Genomic DNA, 23,790 nt, shown 5'->3' with positions numbered 1-23,790 from the left:
TCCTCCTTTTAACAGGGAACATTCCCTATTACACTATTAACTTATTAAGCAATTCGGAAGTTTTATACATACAAAGGTTAGTTCTATGAACTAACCTTTGCTATTTCTCTATTTATTTTTTTAGAGAAGCTTCGTATTCTTTATACTCTTTATCTGTAGCTGGCACTTTAATTTCACCGGCTGTAATTTTCTTTTCAAGCTCTTCTACTTTTGTTAAAATTTCAGGGTTAACTTTTTTCACGTTATCAGTTGTTTTTGAAATACCAATACCGTCATCTTTTAAGCCAAACTCTTCAATTTTCCCACCTTTTAAATTCCCATCTTTTGCTTCTTTAGCTACTTTTTCTACAGCTACATCAACACGTTTAATCATTGAAGTTAATGTTACATTTTCAGGCATACCTTCTTGATGTTGGTCACGGTCAACACCGATTACCCAAACATTTTCACCTTTTTTCTTACGGTTTTTCGCTTCTGTGAACACACCGTTACCTGTACCACCAGCAGCATGATAAATTACGTCTACGCCTTGACCATACATTGCTGAAGCAAGAACTGTACCTTTTTCAGGCTTATCGAATGCTTCTGCATATTCAGATACGATTTCAATGTTTGGATTTACTGCCTTTGCACCAGCTTTAAATCCATTTTCAAATTTACTAATTAAATCACTTTTCATTCCACCAACAAATCCTACTTTATTCGATTTTGTTGACATAGCTGCTACCGCACCTACAAGGAATGATCCTTCATGATCTTTAAACGTAATGCTCGTTACGTTCGGTGCATCTACAACAGTATCTACGATTGCAAATTGTTGTTTTGACGATTCTTTTGCTACTTCTTTAATTGCACCCTCTAATTTATAACCAATTCCGAATGTTAAATCATATTTATCTTTCGAGAATTTTTTTAAATTCGGAATATAATCAGCCTCTTTTTCAGACTGAAGGTAACGATAATTTGTCTTTTCTTTTAAACCATTATCTTTACCAAACTTTTGTAACCCTTCCCAAGAAGATTGGTTGAATGACTTATCATCAACGCCCCCAACATCCGTTACGAGACCAACCTTGAAGTCTTTATTGTCTTTCGTGTCTTTCTTGTCACTGCTCGCCTTATCCGAGTTACCACATGCACCTAAAACTGTACTTGCTGCTAATGTTAATGATAATAAAAGGCCTGCTTTTTTCTTCATACTAGAAACCCCTCCAAAAATGATATATATTTATTTATTCTTACGCTGCTGTTCCTTACTTCTTGCTGTCACCTCCCTAAAAAGGAATTTACCTACATACGCTTTCTTAATACGTGGAAGCTAAATTTATCAGCTCTAAAGTAATTGATAGAATATAAGATTGGCTCATCATTTTGATCATAGTGCATTTGTTTTAATACAAGCAGTGCTGTTTCAGGCTCACATTCTAAAATCGGTGAGATTTTAGGGTGATAGCCAATTGGCTCAATGTGGGCAACCGCATATGTTATGCGCTTATGTGTGTTATTATGTATCACCGTTAATAATGATTCCTCATTGTAACCCGATAAATCTGGCAATATTTCTTTTGCAAGTTTATCGATACAATACACAACAGGTTCCCCATCTGCTGTACGTACGCGTTCAATCATCACTGCATTAAAACCATCTTCACTATTAAACTTCTCTTTTTCCTCTTCTGTTAAAGTTGTAGTAGATGATGATAAAAAGATTGTTCCTGGTGTTTTCCCCACACTAGAAATCATATCTGTAATACTAGAAAGTTGTTCTATTCCAGAAGAAAATAATGGCTTTGCATTTACAAATGTCCCTACACCATGTCTACGAATGACAACATTTTCTTCTTCTAAAATACGCAACGCTTCCCTTAAAGTCGCTCTACTTACGCCAAGTTCTTTCGCTAAATCAAACTCTGATGGTAACTTTTGTCGTTCTTTATAAGCCCCATCTTTAATTTTTTCTTTGATGTGATCAATCACCCGTAGATATAGGTGACGACTATCGGATTTTACTGACATAAGACTCCCCCGCATTTCAATTATTCGACCTCTGATGTAAGACTTCTTTTCTCTTTTTTCAACTTACAACATAGTACAAATGACTAAACACCAAAATAAGCGTAATTGTCGAATAAATAATAATAATTTTTTTTAATGAAATTTTCACTCTTTATTGCATAAAAAAAACTTTGCACCATAAACATTCCTCATTTCGAGAAAAAGTTCGGCACAAAGATCCTTTACATCCTTTGTTACACACTTTTCCCCTCATAGTCTAGCAATTCATGGTTGCCAGGTAGAAACTTATGGACCTTATCTCCAAGATTATATGAGGCAGTGATTCTTTTCGAAGTAATCTTACCACTTGCTCTCATACGTGTCAACAAAATCTAACATTTTTCTGCATTAAATATCGAACATTTACATAAAACATACTCAAAGTATTCGTATTCTAAAGAGCACTCCTGAATGTAAGCCCTTTCTTTATTACTGAGTATAGTATATAACAAAAACACTATATAAAAAAGCCTAATTGTAAAAACAATTAGGCTTTTTTTAAGAACTTTTTTCTTGTACATCATTAATGAGCACTTCTCTCGGTTTACTACCTTCATATGGACCTACTACACCATTCATTTCCATTGCATCAATTAGGCGAGCAGCTCGCGTATAACCTACTCTAAACCTACGTTGTAACATAGAAACAGATGCTGTTTGCATTTCCACTACAAGTTGAACCGCTTCATCATATAATTCATCTTCTACTTCCTGCTTCGTATCAGGAACATCTTGCGGAATCATATCTTCTTGATATTGTGCTTTTTGCTGTCCAATAACATATTCTACAACTCTCTCAACTTCATCATCTGATAAAAATGCGCCTTGTACACGTACAGGTTTCGATGCACCAATTGGTATAAACAGCATGTCTCCACGACCTAGTAGCTTCTCTGCACCACCACCGTCAAGAATTGTACGAGAATCCGTTTGAGAAGATACAGCGAATGCAATACGTGATGGAATATTTGCTTTAATAACACCCGTAATAACGTCAACTGACGGACGTTGCGTTGCAATAATTAAATGAATACCAGCAGCACGAGCCATTTGCGCTAGACGCATAATCGCATCCTCTACATCAGACGAAGCAACCATCATTAAATCTGCTAACTCGTCCACAATTACTACAATATAAGGTAATTCGGGTTGTTTCGCTTCTGATTGACTATTATGCTCTTTTATATAATCGTTGTATCCTTCAATGTTACGTGTACCACTATGAGCAAACAATTCATAACGACGTTCCATTTCACTCACAACTTTTTTCAATGCTTGCGATGCTTTTTTCGGATCAGTTACAACTGGCGTTAACAAATGAGGCACACCGTTATATACATTTAACTCTACCATTTTCGGGTCAATCATCATTAATTTTACCTCATGTGGTTTTGCACGCATTAAAATACTAACAATAATACCGTTAATACATACACTTTTCCCGCTACCTGTCGCACCAGCTACGAGTAAATGGGGCATTTTATTTAGACGGGCTAATACAGCTTCACCTGTAATATCTCGGCCAAGACCAATTAACAACTTCTCTTCCGGATGGTTATTAGCCTTAGAATCAAGCACTTCCCTCAGTGTTACCATCGAAACTTCTGAGTTCGGAACTTCGATCCCTACAGCTGATTTCCCGGGAATTGGCGCTTCAATACGAATGTCCTTTGCAGCTAAAGCAAGGGCTAAATCATCACTTAAACTGACAATTTTGCTTACCTTTACCCCCATATCAGGATACACTTCATATTTTGTAACTGCAGGACCTCTATGTACTTTTGTTACTTTCGCTTTCACTCCGAAACTTTGGAATGTACGTTCTAATTTACGAGCATTCTCATAAATTTCCGCATTTTCATTTGTAACTTGCTTATTCTTTGGAAATTTTAATATATCAAGTGAAGGAAGCTTGTAATCTTTATTTTCTACATTTGAAAATTGCATAGGAGGTGCTTGCGCTTCACTCTCTAACGATTCAACAATTTTTTCTCCACGCTTTTTCTTTGGTTCTTCAATTGGCGGAGTCTCTTCAATAAACGGTGAAGTGATCAAATCTTCTTCCTCTACTTCGATTCGTTTATCCTCTTCTTCATTTACAGGATAATTCTCAGTGAAATTCGAAATAATCGGAGGATCAATTGAGATTTCTTCCATCGGCTCAATAATTTCTTCTTGTTCTGCAGCACGTTTGCTTCTTGTGCTTCTTGTTGTTTTTTTCTTTTCTGTTTGTTCAGCCGTTCTTTTAGCTCTCCAATCTTTATAATCCCCTTGCATCACTTGAAATTGACTTCTAAGAATTCTACCAACTGGCGCTAACACTTCTCCAATATGCTTATTTGTTATACAAAGTATACCGAGAATAACTAGAATAATACCAATGATATAAGCTCCTACTTCGTCAAATAAGAAGTAACATGTTGCGAACATAAGCGCACCAAACATACCACCACCTAAATGAACGCTATCTGGCCCCTTTTTCATTTCAAGAAAGAAGTTATCTTTCGTACTCACAATAACAGAAGTATTTTGCACTGCTCCATCTTTTGTAAGAAGGTTAAATAATGTAATATGACTAAACATTAATATCGCCAATACAATTAAATAAAATCCAATTAATCGTTTATTTAAAAGGTTCGGCCATCCGCGTTTTATAACAAAGGAAACCGATAAAGCTATTACACCTAACACACCAATTATGTACCACTCACCAAAGAAGAAGCGAAAAAATAACACAAACGATTTTCCTACAACGCCTAGCTGTAAAATCGTAATGATTGAAAGTGCAAAAAGAGTTAAACCGACAATTTCATAATACAAAGTTGGCTTTATCGTACGCCTTGCCTTTGCCTTCGTCCCTCTTTGCTTTTGTTTTGCCATTTCTTCACCTCGCGTTCTACATATAAATAAAGCTCCCCTCAAAATGCTCTATTTATATGTCTGTTTTCTCTATTTTTCAGGTCTTTATATCTTCTATTTTTACACTTCTTGTAAAATGCTAAATAAACAGAAGAAAGCAGCCTACTCATGGCTGCTCAACCGTCTTGTTTTTTATATTATACCATAGCTTCTAAACAAAATCCTTCTTTTTGCTAAAAGGTTATTTTCTGACCGGGCTCAAACTCTAAATAGTGAAGTGGGTCCGTACTTAGCACACGTACAATAGAATAACATCCATGTCCCTCTTCAGAAACCATTAATTCCACACCATTTATATTTACAACTTTTTGACTTTCACATTGTGAATAATCGGCCGGATACACAAGTTGCTCTGGCATAATTGTATATAAAATCATTGTAGCATTGTCCCTTCTGTACTATCTTCTGCGCGAACATCTATTAATTCGTTTAATTTTCGAATTGCATTTCCAATACCGCCGACATCATCTATAAGACCGTACTTTACTGCATCCCCACCAATTACATTCGTCCCAATATCTCGCGTTAAATTTCCTTTCGCAAACATAAGCTCTTTAAAACGATCTTCTGTTACTTTCGAGTGCTTCGTCACAAAACGAATGACTCTTTCTTGCATCTTATCCAAATACTCAAATGTTTGTGGCACACCTATGACAAGACCTGTTAAACGAATTGGATGAATTGTCATCGTCGCAGTTTCCGCAATAAACGAATAGTCAGTAGAAACAGCAATCGGTACACCGATGGAATGTCCCCCACCTAAAACTAGAGATACTGTTGGTTTTGAAAGTGAAGCTACCATTTCAGAAATTGCTAGCCCAGCTTCAACGTCACCTCCAACCGTATTTAATATTAAAAGCAAACCTTCAATTTTCGGATTTTGTTCAATCGCAACAATTTGCGGAATGATATGCTCATATTTTGTTGTTTTATTTTGCGGTGGTAATTGAACATGACCTTCCACTTGTCCGATAATCGTTAAACAATGAATACGTGATTCATTCATCTGTGGTACATTTGTCTGTCCAAGCTGTTGAATTTTTTCAACTATTGAAGCCTCTTTTCCAGCTTCTTTTGGCTCAGCTTCTTTTTCTTCATTTGTATATCGATCACGCTCTGTCATTTCGCATCCCCTTTCACTCGTATATAACTATTATTTCTTAAGTTATAAATTTCATTCGATAGGGTTAAAAAGAAAAAAGATCACCCATAAGGGTGATCTTTTTATACTTCCATAATAATCGGTAAAATCATAGGTTTTCTCTTTGTCTCTTCGTACAAGAACTGTCCTAATAATTCACGAATATTTTGTTTTAACATTGACCATTCAATTGAATATTCTTTAATTGACTGCTCAACAATCATACGTACAATCTCTGTAGATCGTTCAATTAACGCTTCTGATTCACGAACATATACGAAACCACGTGAAATGATTTCTGGACCAGAGATAATTTTCTTTTCATCTTTACCAAGCGTTACAACAACTACTAGTATTCCATCTTGAGATAACATCTTTCTATCTCGAAGAACGATATTACCAACGTCACCTACACCTAATCCATCAATTAAAACATTACCAGCTTGTACTTTACCGACTAAGTTCGCTTCATCGTCACCAAAAGCAATTACATCGCCTTTTTCTACGATAAAGATATTTTCTCTTGTAATACCTACATCTTCAGCTAAATATGCATGTGCTTTTTGCATACGGAACTCACCATGTACGGGTACAAAGTACTTTGGTTTCATTAAATTTAACATTAATTTTAATTCTTCTTGGCTACCGTGACCTGACACGTGAACTTTTCGTTCGCCGTAATAAACAACTTCAGCTCCAGCTCTAAATAACAAATCAATAATTTTTGATACAGATATTTCATTACCCGGAATTGGCGAAGCAGCAATGATAACAGTATCACCTTTACGAATTGAAATTTGTTTATGTGCTTGTTTTGCCATTCTAGATAGAGCAGCCATCGGTTCACCTTGACTACCTGTCGTTAAAATAGCTACCTTCTTCTCTGGAAAGTTGTCTACTTCTTGTAATGAAATAACCATACCTTCTGGAACATCTAAATAACCAAGACGTCTTGCAATGTCTACTACTTTCACCATACTACGTCCTACTACCGCTACTTTTCGCCCTGTTTCAGCAGCTGCATCAAATACTTGTTGAATACGATGTACATTCGATGCAAATGAAGCAACGATAATACGACCTTCTGCGCCGTAGAACACTTTAGAGATTTCTACACCAACTTCTTTTTCTGAACCTGTATAGCCTGGGCGCTCTGCGTTTGTACTATCAGATAATAAGCAAAGTACGCCTTCATTTCCGATTTGCGCCATTTTCCCAAGGTCTGCTCCACTATTTCCAATTGGAGTTTGATCGAATTTAAAGTCTCCCGTATATACGACTGCACCTTTTGATGTATGGAAACAAACGCCAACAGAATCCGGAATACTATGTGTCGTTCCGAAGAATGACACCGTTGTAGTGTTAAATTCTACTGTTGAATTTGAATCGATTGTTTTTAGGTCTACACGGCCTAACATGCCCGCTTCACCAAGTTTTTCTTGTATAAGTCCTACTGTTAATTTCGTTGCATAGACTGGAATAGATAATTTACGAAGTACATACACAATTCCACCAATATGATCTTCATGACCGTGAGTAATAAATAAACCTTTTACTCGCTCTTGATTTTCCACTAAATATGTAATATCAGGAATAACGATATCAATTCCAAACATTTCATCTCCCGGGAACATTAACCCTGCATCTACGATAAAGATTTCAGAATCAATTTCAACACAGTACATGTTTTTCCCGATTTCACCTACTCCACCAAGAGCAAATACTTTAACAGACTCATTCTCTTTTCTCTTCATGTTGTTGCCTGGTTTAAAAATCTTGCAAACACTGATTTCACTAAAATTGCAGAGACACCAGGGGAAACTCTACAACCACCATATTTTCACCGTCCAAGACGAATGTCCTTACCGTTATGCGATATCATGTCCTTGTTTATTTTTTAAACCAGGTTTCACCTCTCTTTCATTATATAAATCAAATATCTTATTCGATATGATATGAAAATTTAATTAAATTATAATTTTTCCCAATTTTGCTAAGCATACCCGTACTAAGCTACTTAGCCATATTATACCTGATACAAGAAATAGAACACAAGTTAAATCGTGCGAAAGAAAGAGTAAAAGAACGGAATGACAACAAAAGTATCGAACGTATTTCCTTTATATTTACTTCGATTTTATACTCCATATTATTTTGAAGAACTAGCCATACATACGCTAAATTCATTTCATAATAGGGAGTTTCAAGATTTATTTTTCTAGAATCTAACAAAAACACTTACAAAATGGAGTTTTTTTATGAATTACGTCAAATTTGAGGGGATTTCTCTAAAAACAAACACCGTAGTTTATTACGTTTATTCCATAATATCTATCATTTTTCGACTCAGTTAAAGGGGTACGATTATTTTCTTATACACATAATGAAGAAGCGATTAATATTCTTATAAGAACACATATAAGTGAGAAAAAGAGGAAAAGATTTGCATATAATAAAAAATGACCTAGTTCTACACTAGGTCATTTTTTATTAACGAGGGATAGATTGCATTACAGATTGTAACGTTACTCTTTCTTCTTCTGTTAATGGAAGAAGTGGTAAACGTACAGAACCTACATCTAATCCAACCATTTGTAACGCTGTTTTTACTGGAGTTGGACTTGGCGCCATAAATAATGAATCAGTTACTCTTACAAGTAATTGATGTAATTTTTGTGCCTTCTTAAATTCTCCTGCTTGAAATGCTGTAATCATTTCTTGCATTTCGTTTCCGATAACATGAGATGCTACCGAAACGATACCTTTCGCTCCAACTGCCATAGCTGGTAACGTTAAACCGTCATCACCGCTGTATACCGCAAAGTCGTCCGCTGTTTTTTCAATGATTTCTGTCATTGTTAACACATCGCCGCCGGCATCTTTAATAGCAACAATGTTTTCTATTTCTGATAAACGAACAACTGTATCAACGGAGATTTGTACAATAGATCGTCCCGGAACGTTATATAGCATAACCGGAAGCGGCGTACTTTCAGCAATTGCTTTAAAATGCTGATACATTCCTTCTTGACTCGGTTTGTTATAATACGGTGCTACTAGCATTACTGCATCCACACCAACTTCTGTTGCCTTTTTAGTTAAGTCAATAGAAGCATGCGTATTATTGCTACCTGTTCCAGCGATTACGGGCACTCTTTTATCGACAACAGATACGACATGGCGATATAACGCTACTTTCTCTTCTGAAGTTAATGTAGGAGATTCTCCTGTCGTTCCTCCTACCACGATTGCTGTTGTACCGTTATCAATTAAATAATTTACCAATTTCGTTGTCTTTGCAAAATCGATATTCCCGTTTATATCAAACGGTGTTACCATCGCGGTTGCAATTGTCCCAAAATCTATCATGGTCTCACTCCTTATTGTTCCAGTTGCTTTTCTTTTGAAAGCTCAAACGCACTATGTAATGCATTTACAGCCTCCACCAAATCAATTTCTTTTACAAGAACCCAAATTGTTGTATGACTATCTGCCGATTGCAGGATTTGAATACCTTTTTCTGCTAAAGCTGTAACGATTTTTGCAGTAACCCCTGGGATGCCTGCCATTCCAGCTCCAACGATAGATACTTTCGCACAATGTTCTGTCACAATTGGCTCATATCCAAGTTGTTTTAGCACTTCGACAGCACGAGCTGATACATTATCATTTACTGTGTAAGCTACACCAGTAGGAGAAATGTTAATTAAATCAACACTAATGCCTTCGTTTGCCATTTCTTTAAATACATGCTGCTGTATGTCGTATGCCGTTTCTTTTGCAAGTACTTTAATTTGCGTTACGTTCGATACGTGGGCAATACCTGTAACAGGACGTTCTTCTACATCCTGCCCTTTTGTAGCACCATCGTATGCTGCAATAAGAGTACCTTCACTTTCAGAATACGTAGAACGTACACGAAGTGGCACTTTTGCATGCATCGCAATTTCAACTGCACGTGGATGAACGACTTTCGCACCTTGATAAGCCATGTTACAAATTTCGTTATACGTTACAGTTTGAAGATGACGTGCATCTTTTACAATACGAGGATCCGCAGTCATAACACCTTCTACATCAGTGAATATATCGATATATTCAGCATGAAGTGCAACACCTAATGCTGAAGCTGAAGTATCACTACCTCCGCGTCCAAGTGTTGTCGTATCACCTTTTTTCGTTTGCCCTTGAAATCCTGTAACGACGATTACATCTACATTTTCTAACTCTTCATGTATACGATCGCAATTCATTTCAATAATCTTTGCATTCGTAAAGTCATCATTCGTTACAAAACCAGCTTGTGCACCATTTAATGCTGCTGCTTTTATACCGTTCTCATTCAACATATTAGAGAAAACAATTGCAGAGATTAACTCTCCGCATGATAATAATAAATCTTGCTCACGTTTAGAAATAGTAGATTCCTCTTGATTTACAAGACTTAATAACGTATCCGTTGCATATGGTTCACCTTTACGGCCCATAGCAGATACGACAGTAACTACTTTATAACCAGCAGCTAATGATTTTTTTATATGATGAAGCGCATGCTTACGTCCATTGTCATCACGTACTGATGTGCCACCAAATTTTTGAACAATTATTTTCATATTTTGCACCTTCTCTTAGCCGTTTACACTAATTGTAATTTTACTAAGCGCTCTGCAATTTGAACAGAATTCCATGCAGCGCCTTTTAATAAGTTATCAGATACGACCCAAAGATGGAATCCTTTATCGTTATTTAAATCTTTACGGATTCTTCCAACGAATACTTCGTTTTTACCTACTGCAGTAGCTGGCATTGGATATAACTGCTCTTCTGGATTATCTTGCAGAACAATACCTTCCGCATTTGCAAGTAAGCTCTTTAATTCTGCTACTGTTACGCCTTCTTTTTCTACTTCGATGTAAACAGACTCAGAGTGTCCTGATACAACTGGTAAACGTACACATGTTGCCGCTACTTCTAATTCAGGCATATGCATAATTTTTTTCGTTTCGTTAATCATTTTCATTTCTTCAAACGTAAATCCATTATCTTGGAATTTATCAATCTGTGGAATCGCATTAAAAGCAATTGGGAAATGCTTCTTATCACCTGATACAGGAAGAACATTTGCCTTAACTTCTTCGCCATTTAAGATTGCTTGTGATTGTTCATGCAGTTCTTCAATAGCTGCCGCACCAGCACCTGATACAGCTTGATATGTGGAAACGATTACTCGTTTTAAACCATATTGCTGACGAACTGGCTCAAGAGCTACTACCATTTGAATTGTAGAACAGTTTGGATTTGCAATAATACCATTATGTTCTTTTAAGTCGTTTTCATTTACTTCAGGTACAACAAGTGGCACGTTTTCTGTCATACGGAATGCACTTGTATTATCAACAACAATCGCACCGCGTTTTGCTGCTTCTGGCGCTAATTGTTTCGATACAGATCCACCAGCACTAAATAGTGCGATATCTACTCCTTCAAAGCTTTCAGGAGTTGCCTCTTGAACTGTAAATTCTTCGCCTTTAAATACAAGTTTCTTACCTGCAGATCGTTTAGATGAAAGTAACGTTAATTTCCCGATTGGAAATTCTCGTTTCTCTAAAGTATTTAACATTTGTTCACCAACTGCGCCGGTTGCTCCAACTACAGCGACATGAAAAGTTTTTTGCTTTTCCATCACTATGCCCCTTTCTAGATACCAATCCTTCTATAACTTAGAATCAGAAGGAGTATACAATACCCCTTCTGATCTTAATAACGTTAATTTTATCATATTCTACAGTAAGAATGATGGTTTCATCAAAAATTGTCCGTTTTTTTTCGTTTTTTAATTCATATATCTGAATTTTTCTACGACCACCGGTTGCAATTGCTTCCCTTGCAGCGCTTCTAACACTGTATCTTCCAGCAGCTCCATGCGAGCTACCATTGAGTTCGGTTTTTTCTCTGGTGCATCTTGGCCGAATGGGACGAAGTAGATGTTTTTTGTTGCCATTAGGCGCATGAGATTTACTCCATTAAGCCCTAGAGCATCATTCGTCGAAACAGCCAATACGACAGGCTTGCCATTTCTTAACGTCGCTTTCGCTGCCATTAATACTGGAGAGTCTGTCATTGCATTTGCAAATTTACTCATAGAATTCCCTGTTAGTGGTGCAATTACCATACAATCTAGTGGAATTTTAGGTCCTAGTGGTTCTGCACCAACGATTGAATTAATTGCTTTAAAACCTGTTATTTCTTCAATCTTCTTAATCCACTCTGCTCCTTCTCCAAATCTAGTATTTGTTGATTGAACAGTGTAAGAAACAACAGGACGTACTTCTGCTCCCTCAGCAATTAATTTTTCTAAATGAGGCATTACTTCTTCGTACGTACAATGTGAACCTGTAAATCCGAAACCAATTCGTTTCCCCTTCAAACTCATTTCTTTTCCTCCTCCTTTGCAATTGCATCTGCTGCTAATAACTGAGAAAGAACATTTGCTAAAATTTGCCCAGCCGTTTTTGGGGCAACAATACCTGGTAATCCAGGTGCTAGCAATGCTTTGACTCCTCTTTTTTCCGCATATCTAAAGTCAGTACCGCCTGGTTTAGAAGCTAAATCAATCACTAACGTATGAGCTGGCATTTTTGCAATAACATTCGCTGTTACAACGAGATGCGGAATCGTATTAATTACAATATCGATATTTCCTACTTCTTTCTCTATGTCTTGCATATGAAAAGGAGAAAACATCATTTCTGTAATACGTGCAATATGTTCAGATCGTCTTGCTCCAACTTTGACATGGGCTCCTAATGATTGAAATGCTCTCGCAACACTCATTCCTGTTCTCCCAAATCCTAGAACCATTACATTGGACCCATGAATTGTATAGTCGGTATGTTGAATTACCATCATTAATGTACCTTCTACCGTTGGAATAGAATTGTATATTGCTACATCATCACGATCAAATAATTTAACAAGTTTTCGATTCGTAGTAGATACGAGATTTTCCAAGTAAGGTGTACCAATACCTGAATATATAGTAAAGTGTTCTGGTGTATTTTCAATTTGTTCTTTCGTTATTGAAACTTTTTCATTTGAAAAAATAGTATCTACTTCTCCTTTGGCATTTGTACCGGCAACCGGCAAAATAATTGCGTCTACAGAAGTGAAATCTAAATTTTGTATACTTTCTTTTGCTGCCCCTGTGAAACCATGATCTAACTGATCAAAACCTATCAAAGAAAGTTTCGCATCCAATTCAACTAGCTTACGAATTACTTCTAGCTGCCTTGCATCTCCTCCTATGACAGCAATATGCATCTCAGTCAACATTCCCTAATTCACCTTCTTTTTCTGTCATTTATAAGAAAAGTGCCTACTTTTTCTTTTTCCTCCACATCATATGTAATGTACGAGTTTATGGTGATTGAAAATCCAAATGCACATATGATTTATCAGGTTTCTATGTAGATACAAAAAAAGATGACCAAAATGGCCATCCTTCACTCCGAATTTGAACGATCTATACTATCACAAAGAAGCATATCGTGTCCGACTTTCTTTATTTGACTCCATGCCACTCTTACTTCTTGTGGTTCCTTTTTAAAACCTCCCCACTTCCCTACAGGTATTATAAGTGTTTGTATTTGTCCGTCTTTCTCATTAATCTCTAAATCCATATAACCTAAGGCTCCCATTTTTTCCGCTTTTTCTATATCTACAACCTCTTTACCGCTTAATTCACTTAATCGCATACTCACTCCACTCCCCTACTAAATTTTTCATTTGCATTGTCTATAATTAGTACCTATTCTATATGTATAAAAAAAATAACCTTCTCTCATTTAAAAAGAGAGAAGGTTATTTTCAGATACATCGTAAAAGTTGATTATAGTTTTATTCCTTTTGGAAGTTTTCCATCTGGACTAATTAATGCTGCAGAGAATTCATCTGTAAACATGTTACGAATTAACCCATCTACATTTTCTTTTGTTACAGTGTTTACACTTTCGATAATCTCATCAAGTGAACGATGCTTACGAAGTAGCAATTCATTTTTACCATTACGGCTCATACGACTATTCGTACTTTCTAAACTTAACATTAAGTTTCCTTTTAATTGCTCTTTACTATTAATAAGCTCTTTTTCTGTAATACCTGTATTTTTCAATGTTTCTAATGTTTCTTGCATTGTTTCATACAGTGTATCTAATTGTTGACTACCTGTTCCACCATACAGTGTTAACATACCTGTATCTTCATAAGAAGAATGGTAAGAAAATACTGAGTAAGCTAACCCACGTTGCTCACGTACTTCTTGGAATAAACGGCTACTCATACTACCGCCTAAAACGTTATTTAATACAATTAAGTTATAAATATCTTCGTGTCCCATTTGTAAGCCTTTATATCCTAAACATAAATGAGCTTGTTCTGTTTCCTTTTTACGTGCTACTTTGTTAAAATGGAAAATTGGACTATGTACTTGTTCACGGTTTGTTGTTCCTTCATAACTACCGAAATATTGCTCTACCGTTTGTAAGAAGGCTTCATCAATATTTCCTGCAACTGAAACAACTACATTTTCAGGTGTATAATGATCCTTAATATATTGGCGTAGCGTATCACCTGTAAACGTATCAAGTGTTTCTTCTGTTCCTAAAATAGGATATCCAAGCGGATGCGTTTCATATGTTGCTTTCGTTAACATATCATGCACAATATCGTCTGGAGCATCTTCGTACATTTTAATTTCTTCACATACGACATTCTTCTCTTTTTTCAATTCTTCTTCATCAAATGTTGAATTAAAGAACATGTCAGCTAATACATCTAAAGCATATTTAGCATGTTCATCTAGCACTTTTGCATAGTAACAAGTGTACTCTTTTGAAGTAAAAGCATTCACTTGCCCACCAATACTATCAAATGATTCTGCAATTTCGCGTGCACTACGTGTTTCTGTCCCTTTAAAGAACATATGCTCTAAAAAGTGAGAAATCCCGTTATTTTTTTCATTTTCATTTCTTGATCCCGCATGGATCCAAATACCAATCGCAACCGATCTTACAGTTGGTATATTCTCCATAACTATTCTTACACCATTTTTACAAGTATATTTTTTAATCAAAAACTTTCCTCCTACTGCCAGTTTCTCTAAATAAGTGCTATTATTTAATGATAACAAGTTTAAGGATGAATGTCATGCAAATGTATTTAATCCACACGTTTTTCATCCAGTAATTCTGTTATATTCCCTACTTTATATCCTTGTTCCTTCAATTTTTTAATCATTGTATCTAATGCTTCTGCCGTTGACGAAGTAGGATGCATTAATACGATAGCACCTGGGTGTATTTTTCTCATTACTCTCTGCAATAGTACATCTGGCTCAGGTCGCTTCCAATCGATTGTATCGACAGTCCACATAATCGTTCCCATTTGGAAATCATCAGCGATTTTCACGACTTCATCCCGAAAACTTCCACTCGGCGGGGCAAACCATCTCACCTTTTGATTCGTAGCAGCTTCAATCATTCGATTTGTTTTTTGTAACTGCTCTCGTATTTCATCAGACGATAGCGTTTTCATATTAGGGTGCGTATAAGAATGATTTCCGACTTCTTGATTTGCATCGACAATCATTTTTGCAAATCGTAAATTTTCTTTCACCCAACGTCCTTCTAAAAAGAAAGTCGCCTTCACATCATGCTTTTTCAATATTTCTAATATACGAGGCAAATACTCGTTTCCCCATGCCACATTTATTGTTAATCCCACCATCTTTTTATTCGGATGCCCCCTATAAATTGGAGCAGGTGATAAATCTTCTAAGTGGACACTCGGTGATACTTCCTTAAATTCAAGGTGTTTTTGATCAAATTCCTTTAGCTTCTTCATATTGTTATAGGATGCTTCCATATCAACTTGTCTTCCATTATATCCTGGTGTTGCTTTCCATATCTTATCAATCATCGCATTTTGAGGTGCAATCTCATATTGTTTTGCATGCTTTTGAATTTCTTCATATAAGTTATCCTGTGCAAAAACAGAATAAGAGCCTAAACTGACATATAAAGAAAATATACATATGTATGCCAATATACGAACTTTCATATAAACCCTCCCAAATTAACTATATAAAAAAACATTTTTCTTCTTATCTTTGTTAATTTGAGCGTTATAATGAAAACTATACCTATACTGACATAAAAATATATATAAATCATATTTTTACATAACAAAAAAAGCCAGTTAAACTGGCTTTCGCTTATTGCTGCTCTTGTTTGTTTTCTTCTTTAGCAGCTTCTTTTTCTTGCTCTTCTTTTAGCAATACTTTTCTAGATAGATTAACACGACCTTGCTTGTCAATCTCGATAACTTTAACCGTAATTACGTCACCGATTTTTACAACGTCTTCTACTTTACCTACACGCTCAAGTGCAAGTTCAGAAATGTGAACTAATCCATCTTTACCGCTGAATAATTCAACGAAAGCACCGAATTTCTCAACACGTTTCACTTTTCCTTCGTAGATTTCACCTACTTGTACTTCGCGAACGATATCTTCGATAATTTTCTTAGCTTTGTCGTTCATTTCTTGGTTTATTGAAGAAATGAATACTGTGCCATCTTGCTCGATGTCAATTTTAACGCCAGTTTCTTCAATAATTTTATTGATTTGTTTACCGCTCGGTCCGATAACGTCACGGATTTTATCTGGATTAATTGTCATTGTAATAATCTTTGGAGCGTACGCTGATAATTCAGTGCGTGGCTCTGGAATAACAGATAACATATGATTTAGAATGTGCACACGACCAACTTTCGCTTGTTGTAATGCCTCTTCTAAAATCTCACGAGATAGACCATCGATTTTAATGTCCATTTGTAGTGCAGTTACACCTTGTGCTGTACCTGCTACTTTAAAGTCCATATCACCTAAATGATCTTCCATACCTTGAATATCAGATAAAATTGTGTAATGCTCACCAGTTTTAACTAGACCCATTGCAATACCTGCAACTGGAGCTTTAAGTGGAACACCAGCATCCATCATTGCTAAAGTACTACCACAAATACTTGCTTGTGAAGTAGAACCATTTGATTCTAAAACTTCAGATACAAGACGTACTGTGTATGGGAAATCTTTTTCAGATGGAATTACAGGCTCAAGTGCGCGTTCTCCTAGTGCACCGTGACCGATTTCACGACGACCTGGTCCACGCATTGGTCTAGTTTCACCAACACTAAATGATGGGAAATTGTAATGGTGCATAAAGCGTTTTGATTCTTCTACACCAAGACCATCTAAAATTTGCACATCGCCTAATGCACCTAATGTACAAATACTTAATGCTTGTGTTTGTCCACGAGTGAACAAACCAGAACCGTGTGTACGAGATAAAATGCCAACCTCTGATGCTAATGGACGGATTTCGTCACCTTTACGGCCATCTGGGCGGATTTTTTCAACTGTAATAAGACGACGTACTTCTTCTTTTACAATTTTATATAAAATCTCATTTACTTGTCCTAATGTATCAGCGTCAGCTTCCTGCGCTTCGTAATGCTCAATAACACGCTTTTTCACTTCGTTAATTGCATCTTCACGTGCATGCTTCTCATGTACTTGAATTGCTGAATGCATATCTTCTTCAGCCATTTCACGTACAGCTTGGTTAAGATCAGCGTCAACTTCATAAAGTTTCACTTCTGTTTTCTCTTTACCTACAGCTTGTACAATCTCTTCTTGGAATGCAATTAGACGTTTAATTTCGTCATGACCAAACATAATTGCTTCTAACATTGTTTCCTCAGGCACTTGATCTGCTCCTGCTTCAACCATGTTAATTGCATCTTTCGTACCAGCTACAACAAGGTGAATATCACTTTGTTCTTGCTGTTCTACTGTTGGGTTGATAACGAATTCGCCGTTAATACGACCAACTGTTGCACCCGCGATTGGACCTTCAAATGGAATATCTGAAATCGATAACGCTAATGAAGAACCAAGCATAGCTGCCATTTCAGAAGAACAATCTTGATCAACACTCATTACGATGCTGACAACTTGTACTTCGTTACGGAAACCATCTGCGAAAAGTGGACGGATTGGACGGTCGATTAAACGACTTGCCAAAATTGCTTTTTCACTTGGACGACCTTCACGTTTAATGAAACCGCCAGGAATTTTTCCGACTGCATATAAACGCTCTTCATAGTTTACTGTAAGTGGGAAGAAATCTACATTTTTTGCTTCTTTTGATGCAGTTGCTGTAGATAGAACCGCTGTATCGCCATATCTTACTAATACTGCTCCGTTCGCTTGTTTTGCAAGCTGACCAGTTTCAACTGTTAGCTGGCGACCAGCTAAATCTATCGAGAAGACTTGCTTTTCTTGACTCATTTAAGTACCCCTCTCAATTTAAAGTATTCAATTCTTCTATGTAAATGGATAGTATATCACAATATTCTACCTCTAGTATTGCCTAAAATTAAGTAAGCTATAAAGCGTAGAAGATATATTTTTACCTAACAAAAAAGCGGGAATATTCCCGCTTCTTTGACTATCGACGTAAGCCAAGCTTTGTGATTAATTCACGGTAACGTGTGATATCGCTATTACGAAGGTAAGTTAGTAAGTTACGACGTTTACCAACCATCTTTAATAGACCACGACGTGAATGATGATCTTTCTTGTGAGTACGTAAGTGCTCGTTTAGAGTGTTAATTTGCTCCGTTAGGACAGCAATTTGAACCTCTGGAGAACCAGTATCAGTCTCATGAGTTCTAAATTGTGCAATGATTTCATTTTTACGCTCTTGTGTTAAAGCCATCCTATTTCACCTCCTATTAATTAAACCCCCAATTACCTAGCAAGCGTCGGTGAGTCGCAATGCCAAGCAATGGTTGTCATAAAGTACATAACATAGAATACTACTTTTCATTTGAAAAAGCAAGTATATTCTTTTCGCTCACAAAATATTCTTGGGCTGTTTTCTTATCTTTTGCGATTTGTTCAACTAACTCATCAATACCGTTGAATTTCTTTTCTGCTCTTATACGCATATGCCACTCTACTGTAACATTTTGATCGTATATATCTTTGTTAAATTCAAATAAATGCACTTCAATTGATAATTGACGCTCATCTTCTTTAAAAGTCGGTTTATATCCAATATTACATACACCATCGTACCATTCACCGTGAACTTTTAATCTCACTGCATAAACACCTACAGGTGGCAATAAATACTCATCACTTAAACCTACATTAGCTGTTGGAAAACCAATTTGACGTCCACGTTTGTCGCCGTGTATAACTGTTCCCGCTACAGTATAGGCTCTACCTAAAATAGATGGAATTTGCTCCATTTCGCCATTTCGAATTAACTTTCGTAATGCTGTAGAACTTACTTTCTCTTCTTGAAATTCAACTTTTTCAATCACAGTCTGTGTAAACTCCCCTCTTGCATGAAATGGTAAAGTCTCCATCTTTCCTTTTCCTAAACGTCCATATGAATAATCAAACCCTGCTACTACATGCTTTACATTTAAACCAATAATATAATCATCTACAAATTGTTGCGGTAATAACCCTGCAAATGATTCATCAAATTTAATTACATATAATATATCGATTCCTAAGCTTTCGACTATTTTTTCTTTATCGCGCATCGGTGTAATATACTCCACATGCGCATCCTTTTTTCCTAAAACAACAGATGGATGAGGATGAAATGTCATAACTGCACTTTTATATCCTCGGTCGTCCGCTATTTTTTTCGCAGTTCGAATTACACATTGATGTCCTAAATGAATGCCATCAAAAAATCCTAATGCCATTACAGTAGGTAGTAATTCTAATTTATTTTGTTCATGTGGATGAGTTAAATGAATAAGTTTCACGCTTGAATTCACCTTTTTCTGTAATAATCCTTCCAATAATTCATTATAGCTTTAGTTCTTGATTATTCACAAGTACTTTCATCGGCTTTAACATACCAGGATGTTTCGGATGATGTTCATAAATTGCTAAGCAACGATCATTTTTATCAAACACTGTAATAAATGGTGCTGTTATTTCTAATTCATTTTTTAAGAACATACCATTCTTTATTTTCTCTGCTTGCTTTTCATCTACAACCATTTTTGGAAACTTACTTAATGCTTCATCAATTGAAATGAAGATAGACTCTACTGTTCCATTTTGCACGTTTTCTTCAATTTCTTCAAATGATATGCAATCTTCTAATAAAAATTCACCAGATGCCGTTCTTATAAGGTGCGACATATGTGATGGGAAACCAAGTTTTTCCCCGATCATTACAGCTAACGTTCTTACATATGTTCCTTTACTACACGTTACACGGAAACGGAATGAAATATTTTCTCCTTCAAAAACTTCACGATCATCAAGTAATATGAATTCATGAATTGTAATTGTACGAACTGGACGTTCCACCTCTTGCCCTGCTCTTGCATATTCGTATAATTTTTTCCCGTTTACTTTTACAGCCGAGAACATTGGTGGCATTTGTTCAATCGTGCCTGTTAATTCCGCAAGGACTTTCTCTACTTCCTTACGAGTAATAGTACGATCTACATTTTTCGTTTCAACAACCTCACCAGAAGCATCTTCAGTTGTCGTTGAAAACCCTAATGTTACTTCACCTTCATATGTTTTCGTTTCACTTGTTAAAAATTGTGCAATTTTCGTTGCTCTTCCAACGCAAATTGGTAATACTCCTGTTACATCAGGGTCTAATGTTCCCGTATGACCAATTCTCTTTTCTCGCAATATCTTTCTTAATTTAAATACACAATCATGTGATGTCATGCCTTTTGGCTTATGTAATAATACTACACCTTCCATATATGTTCACCTCATCATAATTCTCTCGTAGTAAATATCCAAAACTTATTTTGCATTGAAAAAATGGATAGACAAATGTCTATCCATTATTCTTCACGTTTACCGTCTTTATTAATTTCATGTAAAAGTGTATCAATTCGATGACCATATCCGATAGACTCATCAAACTCAAAGGTAATTTCTGGTGTTTTACGAAGACGAATACGTTGGCCAATTTCTGAACGAATAAAGCCTTTTGCCTTCGCTAAACCTTTTAAAGTATTTTCTTTCTGTTCTTCATCACCTAAAACAGAAATATATACTTTAGCAATTTGTAAATCACCACTCACTTGTACATCAGTTACTGTAACAAATCCAATACGTGGGTCTTTAATTTTACGACTGATAATGTCGCCTAATTCTTTTTTCATTTGCTCGCCCACACGGTTCGCACGTAATTTCATAATTCTTCACCTCATTCAATACCATTCCAAATGTGTTATTGTACGTTCAATTTCAGGAAATGAATCGATGTACTCAAGTACACGATTCATTTCTTTCTCACAGATAACACGATTTGAGGATACGGAAACAATTGCAATTTCTGTACGTTGCCATACATCTTGGTGCCCAACTTCAGAAACAGCTACATTATAGCGCTGTTTTACACGAGTTAACACACGTTGTAAAATTGCACGTTTCTCTTTTAAAGAATGCACATCGTAAATCATACACTCGAATGAGAGTGAAGCGATAATCATCGCTTCACTTCTTCCATAATGTACGCTTCAATGATGTCCCCTTCTTTAAGATCATTATATCTCTCAATTGTAATACCACACTCATAGTTTTGTGCAACTTCTTTTACGTCGTCTTTGAAACGTTTTAACGTATCAAGTTGTCCTTCGAAAATTACTACGCCGTCACGGATAATACGTACGCCACTATCACGCGTAATTTTACCGTCTGTTACGTAGCAACCTGCGATTGTTCCAACTTTTGTTACTTTAAACGTTTGACGAACTTCTGCTTGACCGATTACTTTTTCTTCGAATTCTGGATCAAGCATACCTTGCATAGCTGCTTCAATCTCTTCGATTACTTTATAAATAATACGGTGTAAACGAATATCAACGTTCTCTAATTCAGCTGTACGCTTCGCGTTCACATCTGGACGTACGTTAAATCCAATTACAATTGCATTAGATGCAGAAGCTAAAATGATATCAGATTCTGTAATCGCACCTACACCAGTGTGAATGATTTTAACTTTTACGCCTTCAACATCAATTTTACGAAGTGATGCTGCCATCGCTTCAACAGAACCTTGTACGTCTGCTTTTACGATTAAGTTAATTTCTTTTACATCGCCCTCTTGGATTTGTTGGAATAAATCTTCAAGGCTTAATTTAGATTTCTCACCACGTTGTGCAACTAACGCTTCTTGTGCACGTGATTCACCAATTTGACGAGCTTTCTTCTCATCAGCAAATGCCATGAAACGATCTCCAGCCTGTGGTACTTCGTTTAAACCAGTAATTTCAACAGGAGTTGATGGACCAGCAACTTTTACACGACGACCAATATCACTTACCATTGCACGAACACGTCCGAATGAAGTTCCAACAACGATTGGATCTCCAACTCGAAGCGTACCATTTTGAACAAGTAATGTCGCGATAGTTCCTTTACCTTTATCAAGCTGTGCTTCGATTACTGTACCAGTTGCATAGCGGTTTGGATTTGCTTTATATTCTTCTACTTCACTTACAAGAAGGATCATTTCTAGTAAGTTGTCAATGCCTTCGCCTTGAATTGCAGAAATTGGTACGAAAATAGTATCTCCGCCCCAAGCTTCTGGAACTAATTCATATTCAGTTAGTTCTTGCATTACGCGATCAGGGTTTGCAGCTGGTTTATCCATTTTATTCACAGCAACAATAATTGGTACTCCTGCTGCCTTCGCATGGTTAATTGCTTCAACCGTTTGTGGCATAACACCGTCATCCGCTGCAACAACAAGGATTGTAATATCCGTTACTTGTGCCCCACGAGCACGCATCGTTGTAAATGCTGCGTGACCAGGTGTATCTAAGAATGTAATCTTCTTATCGTTTACTTCAACTTGATATGCACCGATATGCTGAGTAATTCCACCCGCTTCGCCTGCAGTTACTTTTGAGTTACGAATAGAATCCAGTAATGTTGTTTTACCATGGTCAACGTGTCCCATGATTGTAACTACAGCTGGACGTTCTTTTAAGTTCTCTTCATCATCTTGCTCATCAATGAATGTTTCAAACTCAGTCTCGCTTACAATTACTTCTTCTTCTACTTCAATACCGTAGTCGTTAGCAATTAACTCAATTGTATCTTTATCCAAGTCTTGGTTAATTGTTGCCATAATTCCAAGCATGAAGAGCTTCTTAATAATTTCAGATGGCTCTTTGCTTAATTTTTTAGCAAGATCTCCTACTGTAAGGCTTCCAGAGAAAGTAATTTTATCTGGTGTTTCTACAATTTGAGTTTGTTGTCTACCAGCAAAGTTCTCTTGACGTTTGTCTTCGTTTCCTTTGCCTTTTTTCTTTTTCTTATTGCTGTTCTTTTTACTGCGAACAACTTTTTCTTCTACTTCAAACTCATCTGCAACAGAAGGTTTTTCAGTTTGATATTCATTATCTAATTTATTTACTACTTCATCGTCTAACATTGTCATATGATTCGAAACCTCGATATTCATTTCTTTTAGTTTTGTCATAAGATCTTTACTTGAGATATTATGTTTTTTTGCATATTCATGCACTCGAATTTTACTCAT

Annotated in this window: 21 protein-coding genes and 1 riboswitch; all 21 genes read right to left on the bottom strand. The window is 36.3% G+C overall.

Features of this window, described 5'->3' with window-relative positions:
* Nucleotides 1–112: 112 nt before the first annotated feature.
* Entirely contained in the window at nucleotides 113–1,198 is a 1,086-nt protein-coding gene (locus ACTFR8_RS13750) for a BMP family lipoprotein (protein ID WP_000725771.1), read from the bottom strand.
* 92 nt (nucleotides 1,199–1,290) lie between these two features.
* The gene (locus ACTFR8_RS13745; RefSeq protein ID WP_000114182.1) at nucleotides 1,291–2,016 is read right to left on the bottom strand and encodes a GntR family transcriptional regulator; all 726 of its coding nucleotides are present in this window, start codon (nucleotides 2,014–2,016) and stop codon (nucleotides 1,291–1,293) included.
* A gap of 232 nt (nucleotides 2,017–2,248) precedes the next feature.
* Nucleotides 2,249–2,350, bottom strand: a riboswitch (purine riboswitch).
* A 203-nt stretch (nucleotides 2,351–2,553) separates the two neighbouring features.
* Nucleotides 2,554–4,935 carry a DNA translocase FtsK gene (locus ACTFR8_RS13740; protein ID WP_001118776.1) on the bottom strand — a complete coding sequence of 794 codons (2,382 nt, stop codon included), beginning with the start codon at nucleotides 4,933–4,935 and terminating at the stop codon, nucleotides 2,554–2,556.
* 212 nt (nucleotides 4,936–5,147) lie between these two features.
* Entirely contained in the window at nucleotides 5,148–5,351 is a 204-nt protein-coding gene (locus ACTFR8_RS13735; RefSeq protein ID WP_000605029.1) for a YlzJ-like family protein, read from the bottom strand.
* Nucleotides 5,348–6,097, bottom strand: coding sequence for a translocation-enhancing protein TepA (gene tepA / locus ACTFR8_RS13730; protein ID WP_000139806.1), 750 nt, complete (start codon nucleotides 6,095–6,097; stop codon nucleotides 5,348–5,350). Before tepA ends, ACTFR8_RS13735 begins: the two co-directional genes overlap by 4 nt.
* A gap of 101 nt (nucleotides 6,098–6,198) precedes the next feature.
* A complete protein-coding gene (locus ACTFR8_RS13725; RefSeq protein ID WP_000823096.1) occupies nucleotides 6,199–7,869 on the bottom strand; it encodes a ribonuclease J in 1,671 nt (556 codons plus the stop codon).
* Nucleotides 7,870–8,605: 736 nt separating this feature from the next.
* Nucleotides 8,606–9,484, bottom strand: coding sequence for a 4-hydroxy-tetrahydrodipicolinate synthase (dapA, locus tag ACTFR8_RS13720; RefSeq protein ID WP_000564763.1), 879 nt, complete (start codon nucleotides 9,482–9,484; stop codon nucleotides 8,606–8,608).
* A gap of 11 nt (nucleotides 9,485–9,495) precedes the next feature.
* The gene (gene dapG / locus ACTFR8_RS13715) at nucleotides 9,496–10,728 is read right to left on the bottom strand and encodes an aspartate kinase (RefSeq protein ID WP_000692453.1); all 1,233 of its coding nucleotides are present in this window, start codon (nucleotides 10,726–10,728) and stop codon (nucleotides 9,496–9,498) included.
* Between the two features lie 23 nt (nucleotides 10,729–10,751).
* Complete coding sequence (gene asd / locus ACTFR8_RS13710; protein WP_000414846.1) at nucleotides 10,752–11,798, bottom strand: aspartate-semialdehyde dehydrogenase; 1,047 nt, start codon at nucleotides 11,796–11,798, stop codon at nucleotides 10,752–10,754.
* A gap of 150 nt (nucleotides 11,799–11,948) precedes the next feature.
* Nucleotides 11,949–12,548 (bottom strand): dipicolinate synthase subunit B, encoded by a 600-nt coding sequence (dpaB, locus tag ACTFR8_RS13705; protein WP_000053596.1) that lies wholly within the window; start codon nucleotides 12,546–12,548, stop codon nucleotides 11,949–11,951.
* The gene (gene dpaA / locus ACTFR8_RS13700; protein WP_000954735.1) at nucleotides 12,545–13,447 is read right to left on the bottom strand and encodes a dipicolinic acid synthetase subunit A; all 903 of its coding nucleotides are present in this window, start codon (nucleotides 13,445–13,447) and stop codon (nucleotides 12,545–12,547) included. Before dpaA ends, dpaB begins: the two co-directional genes overlap by 4 nt.
* A gap of 170 nt (nucleotides 13,448–13,617) precedes the next feature.
* The gene (locus ACTFR8_RS13695) at nucleotides 13,618–13,869 is read right to left on the bottom strand and encodes a YlmC/YmxH family sporulation protein (protein WP_001239756.1); all 252 of its coding nucleotides are present in this window, start codon (nucleotides 13,867–13,869) and stop codon (nucleotides 13,618–13,620) included.
* A 134-nt stretch (nucleotides 13,870–14,003) separates the two neighbouring features.
* Nucleotides 14,004–15,245: a M16 family metallopeptidase gene (locus ACTFR8_RS13690; protein WP_000592989.1), complete on the bottom strand. Its 1,242-nt coding sequence runs from the start codon at nucleotides 15,243–15,245 to the stop codon at nucleotides 14,004–14,006.
* An 86-nt stretch (nucleotides 15,246–15,331) separates the two neighbouring features.
* Complete coding sequence (locus tag ACTFR8_RS13685) at nucleotides 15,332–16,231, bottom strand: polysaccharide deacetylase family protein (protein WP_000868232.1); 900 nt, start codon at nucleotides 16,229–16,231, stop codon at nucleotides 15,332–15,334.
* 154 nt (nucleotides 16,232–16,385) lie between these two features.
* A complete protein-coding gene (pnp, locus tag ACTFR8_RS13680; RefSeq protein ID WP_000076754.1) occupies nucleotides 16,386–18,524 on the bottom strand; it encodes a polyribonucleotide nucleotidyltransferase in 2,139 nt (712 codons plus the stop codon).
* 160 nt (nucleotides 18,525–18,684) lie between these two features.
* Nucleotides 18,685–18,954, bottom strand: a complete 270-nt coding sequence (rpsO, locus tag ACTFR8_RS13675) for a 30S ribosomal protein S15 (protein WP_001229392.1) — start codon at nucleotides 18,952–18,954, stop codon at nucleotides 18,685–18,687.
* A 100-nt stretch (nucleotides 18,955–19,054) separates the two neighbouring features.
* Nucleotides 19,055–20,026, bottom strand: coding sequence for a bifunctional riboflavin kinase/FAD synthetase (gene ribF / locus ACTFR8_RS13670; protein ID WP_119780756.1), 972 nt, complete (start codon nucleotides 20,024–20,026; stop codon nucleotides 19,055–19,057).
* A gap of 43 nt (nucleotides 20,027–20,069) precedes the next feature.
* Entirely contained in the window at nucleotides 20,070–20,993 is a 924-nt protein-coding gene (truB, locus tag ACTFR8_RS13665; RefSeq protein ID WP_000399348.1) for a tRNA pseudouridine(55) synthase TruB, read from the bottom strand.
* Nucleotides 20,994–21,079: 86 nt separating this feature from the next.
* Complete coding sequence (gene rbfA, locus ACTFR8_RS13660) at nucleotides 21,080–21,436, bottom strand: 30S ribosome-binding factor RbfA (RefSeq protein WP_000776437.1); 357 nt, start codon at nucleotides 21,434–21,436, stop codon at nucleotides 21,080–21,082.
* A gap of 15 nt (nucleotides 21,437–21,451) precedes the next feature.
* Nucleotides 21,452–21,733, bottom strand: coding sequence for a DUF503 domain-containing protein (locus ACTFR8_RS13655; protein ID WP_000582363.1), 282 nt, complete (start codon nucleotides 21,731–21,733; stop codon nucleotides 21,452–21,454).
* Nucleotides 21,730–23,790: a translation initiation factor IF-2 gene (infB, locus tag ACTFR8_RS13650; protein ID WP_000036343.1), complete on the bottom strand. Its 2,061-nt coding sequence runs from the start codon at nucleotides 23,788–23,790 to the stop codon at nucleotides 21,730–21,732. Before infB ends, ACTFR8_RS13655 begins: the two co-directional genes overlap by 4 nt.

Source organism: Bacillus cereus group sp. MYBK15-3, from assembly GCF_051916765.1.
GTDB classification, from domain to species: Bacteria; Bacillota; Bacilli; order Bacillales; family Bacillaceae_G; genus Bacillus_A; species Bacillus_A cereus.
This window is presented reverse-complemented; position numbering and strand designations above follow the sequence as displayed.

What these genes read in the sequence shown, in the direction of transcription:
- ACTFR8_RS13750 (WP_000725771.1), bottom strand. Translation starts at nt 1,198, where the DNA reads ATGAAGAAAAAAGCAGGCCTTTTATTATCATTAACATTAGCAGCAAGT.
- ACTFR8_RS13745 (WP_000114182.1), bottom strand. Translation starts at nt 2,016, where the DNA reads ATGTCAGTAAAATCCGATAGTCGTCACCTATATCTACGGGTGATTGAT.
- ACTFR8_RS13740 (WP_001118776.1), bottom strand. Translation starts at nt 4,935, where the DNA reads ATGGCAAAACAAAAGCAAAGAGGGACGAAGGCAAAGGCAAGGCGTACG.
- ACTFR8_RS13735 (WP_000605029.1), bottom strand. Translation starts at nt 5,351, where the DNA reads ATGATTTTATATACAATTATGCCAGAGCAACTTGTGTATCCGGCCGAT.
- tepA (WP_000139806.1), bottom strand. Translation starts at nt 6,097, where the DNA reads ATGACAGAGCGTGATCGATATACAAATGAAGAAAAAGAAGCTGAGCCA.
- ACTFR8_RS13725 (WP_000823096.1), bottom strand. Translation starts at nt 7,869, where the DNA reads ATGAAGAGAAAAGAGAATGAGTCTGTTAAAGTATTTGCTCTTGGTGGA.
- dapA (WP_000564763.1), bottom strand. Translation starts at nt 9,484, where the DNA reads ATGATAGATTTTGGGACAATTGCAACCGCGATGGTAACACCGTTTGAT.
- dapG (WP_000692453.1), bottom strand. Translation starts at nt 10,728, where the DNA reads ATGAAAATAATTGTTCAAAAATTTGGTGGCACATCAGTACGTGATGAC.
- asd (WP_000414846.1), bottom strand. Translation starts at nt 11,798, where the DNA reads ATGGAAAAGCAAAAAACTTTTCATGTCGCTGTAGTTGGAGCAACCGGC.
- dpaB (WP_000053596.1), bottom strand. Translation starts at nt 12,548, where the DNA reads ATGAGTTTGAAGGGGAAACGAATTGGTTTCGGATTTACAGGTTCACAT.
- dpaA (WP_000954735.1), bottom strand. Translation starts at nt 13,447, where the DNA reads ATGTTGACTGAGATGCATATTGCTGTCATAGGAGGAGATGCAAGGCAG.
- ACTFR8_RS13695 (WP_001239756.1), bottom strand. Translation starts at nt 13,869, where the DNA reads ATGCGATTAAGTGAATTAAGCGGTAAAGAGGTTGTAGATATAGAAAAA.
- ACTFR8_RS13685 (WP_000868232.1), bottom strand. Translation starts at nt 16,231, where the DNA reads ATGAAAGTTCGTATATTGGCATACATATGTATATTTTCTTTATATGTC.
- pnp (WP_000076754.1), bottom strand. Translation starts at nt 18,524, where the DNA reads ATGAGTCAAGAAAAGCAAGTCTTCTCGATAGATTTAGCTGGTCGCCAG.
- rpsO (WP_001229392.1), bottom strand. Translation starts at nt 18,954, where the DNA reads ATGGCTTTAACACAAGAGCGTAAAAATGAAATCATTGCACAATTTAGA.
- truB (WP_000399348.1), bottom strand. Translation starts at nt 20,993, where the DNA reads ATGGAAGGTGTAGTATTATTACATAAGCCAAAAGGCATGACATCACAT.
- rbfA (WP_000776437.1), bottom strand. Translation starts at nt 21,436, where the DNA reads ATGAAATTACGTGCGAACCGTGTGGGCGAGCAAATGAAAAAAGAATTA.
- ACTFR8_RS13655 (WP_000582363.1), bottom strand. Translation starts at nt 21,733, where the DNA reads ATGATTATCGCTTCACTCTCATTCGAGTGTATGATTTACGATGTGCAT.
- infB (WP_000036343.1), bottom strand. Translation starts at nt 23,790, where the DNA reads ATGAGTAAAATTCGAGTGCATGAATATGCAAAAAAACATAATATCTCA.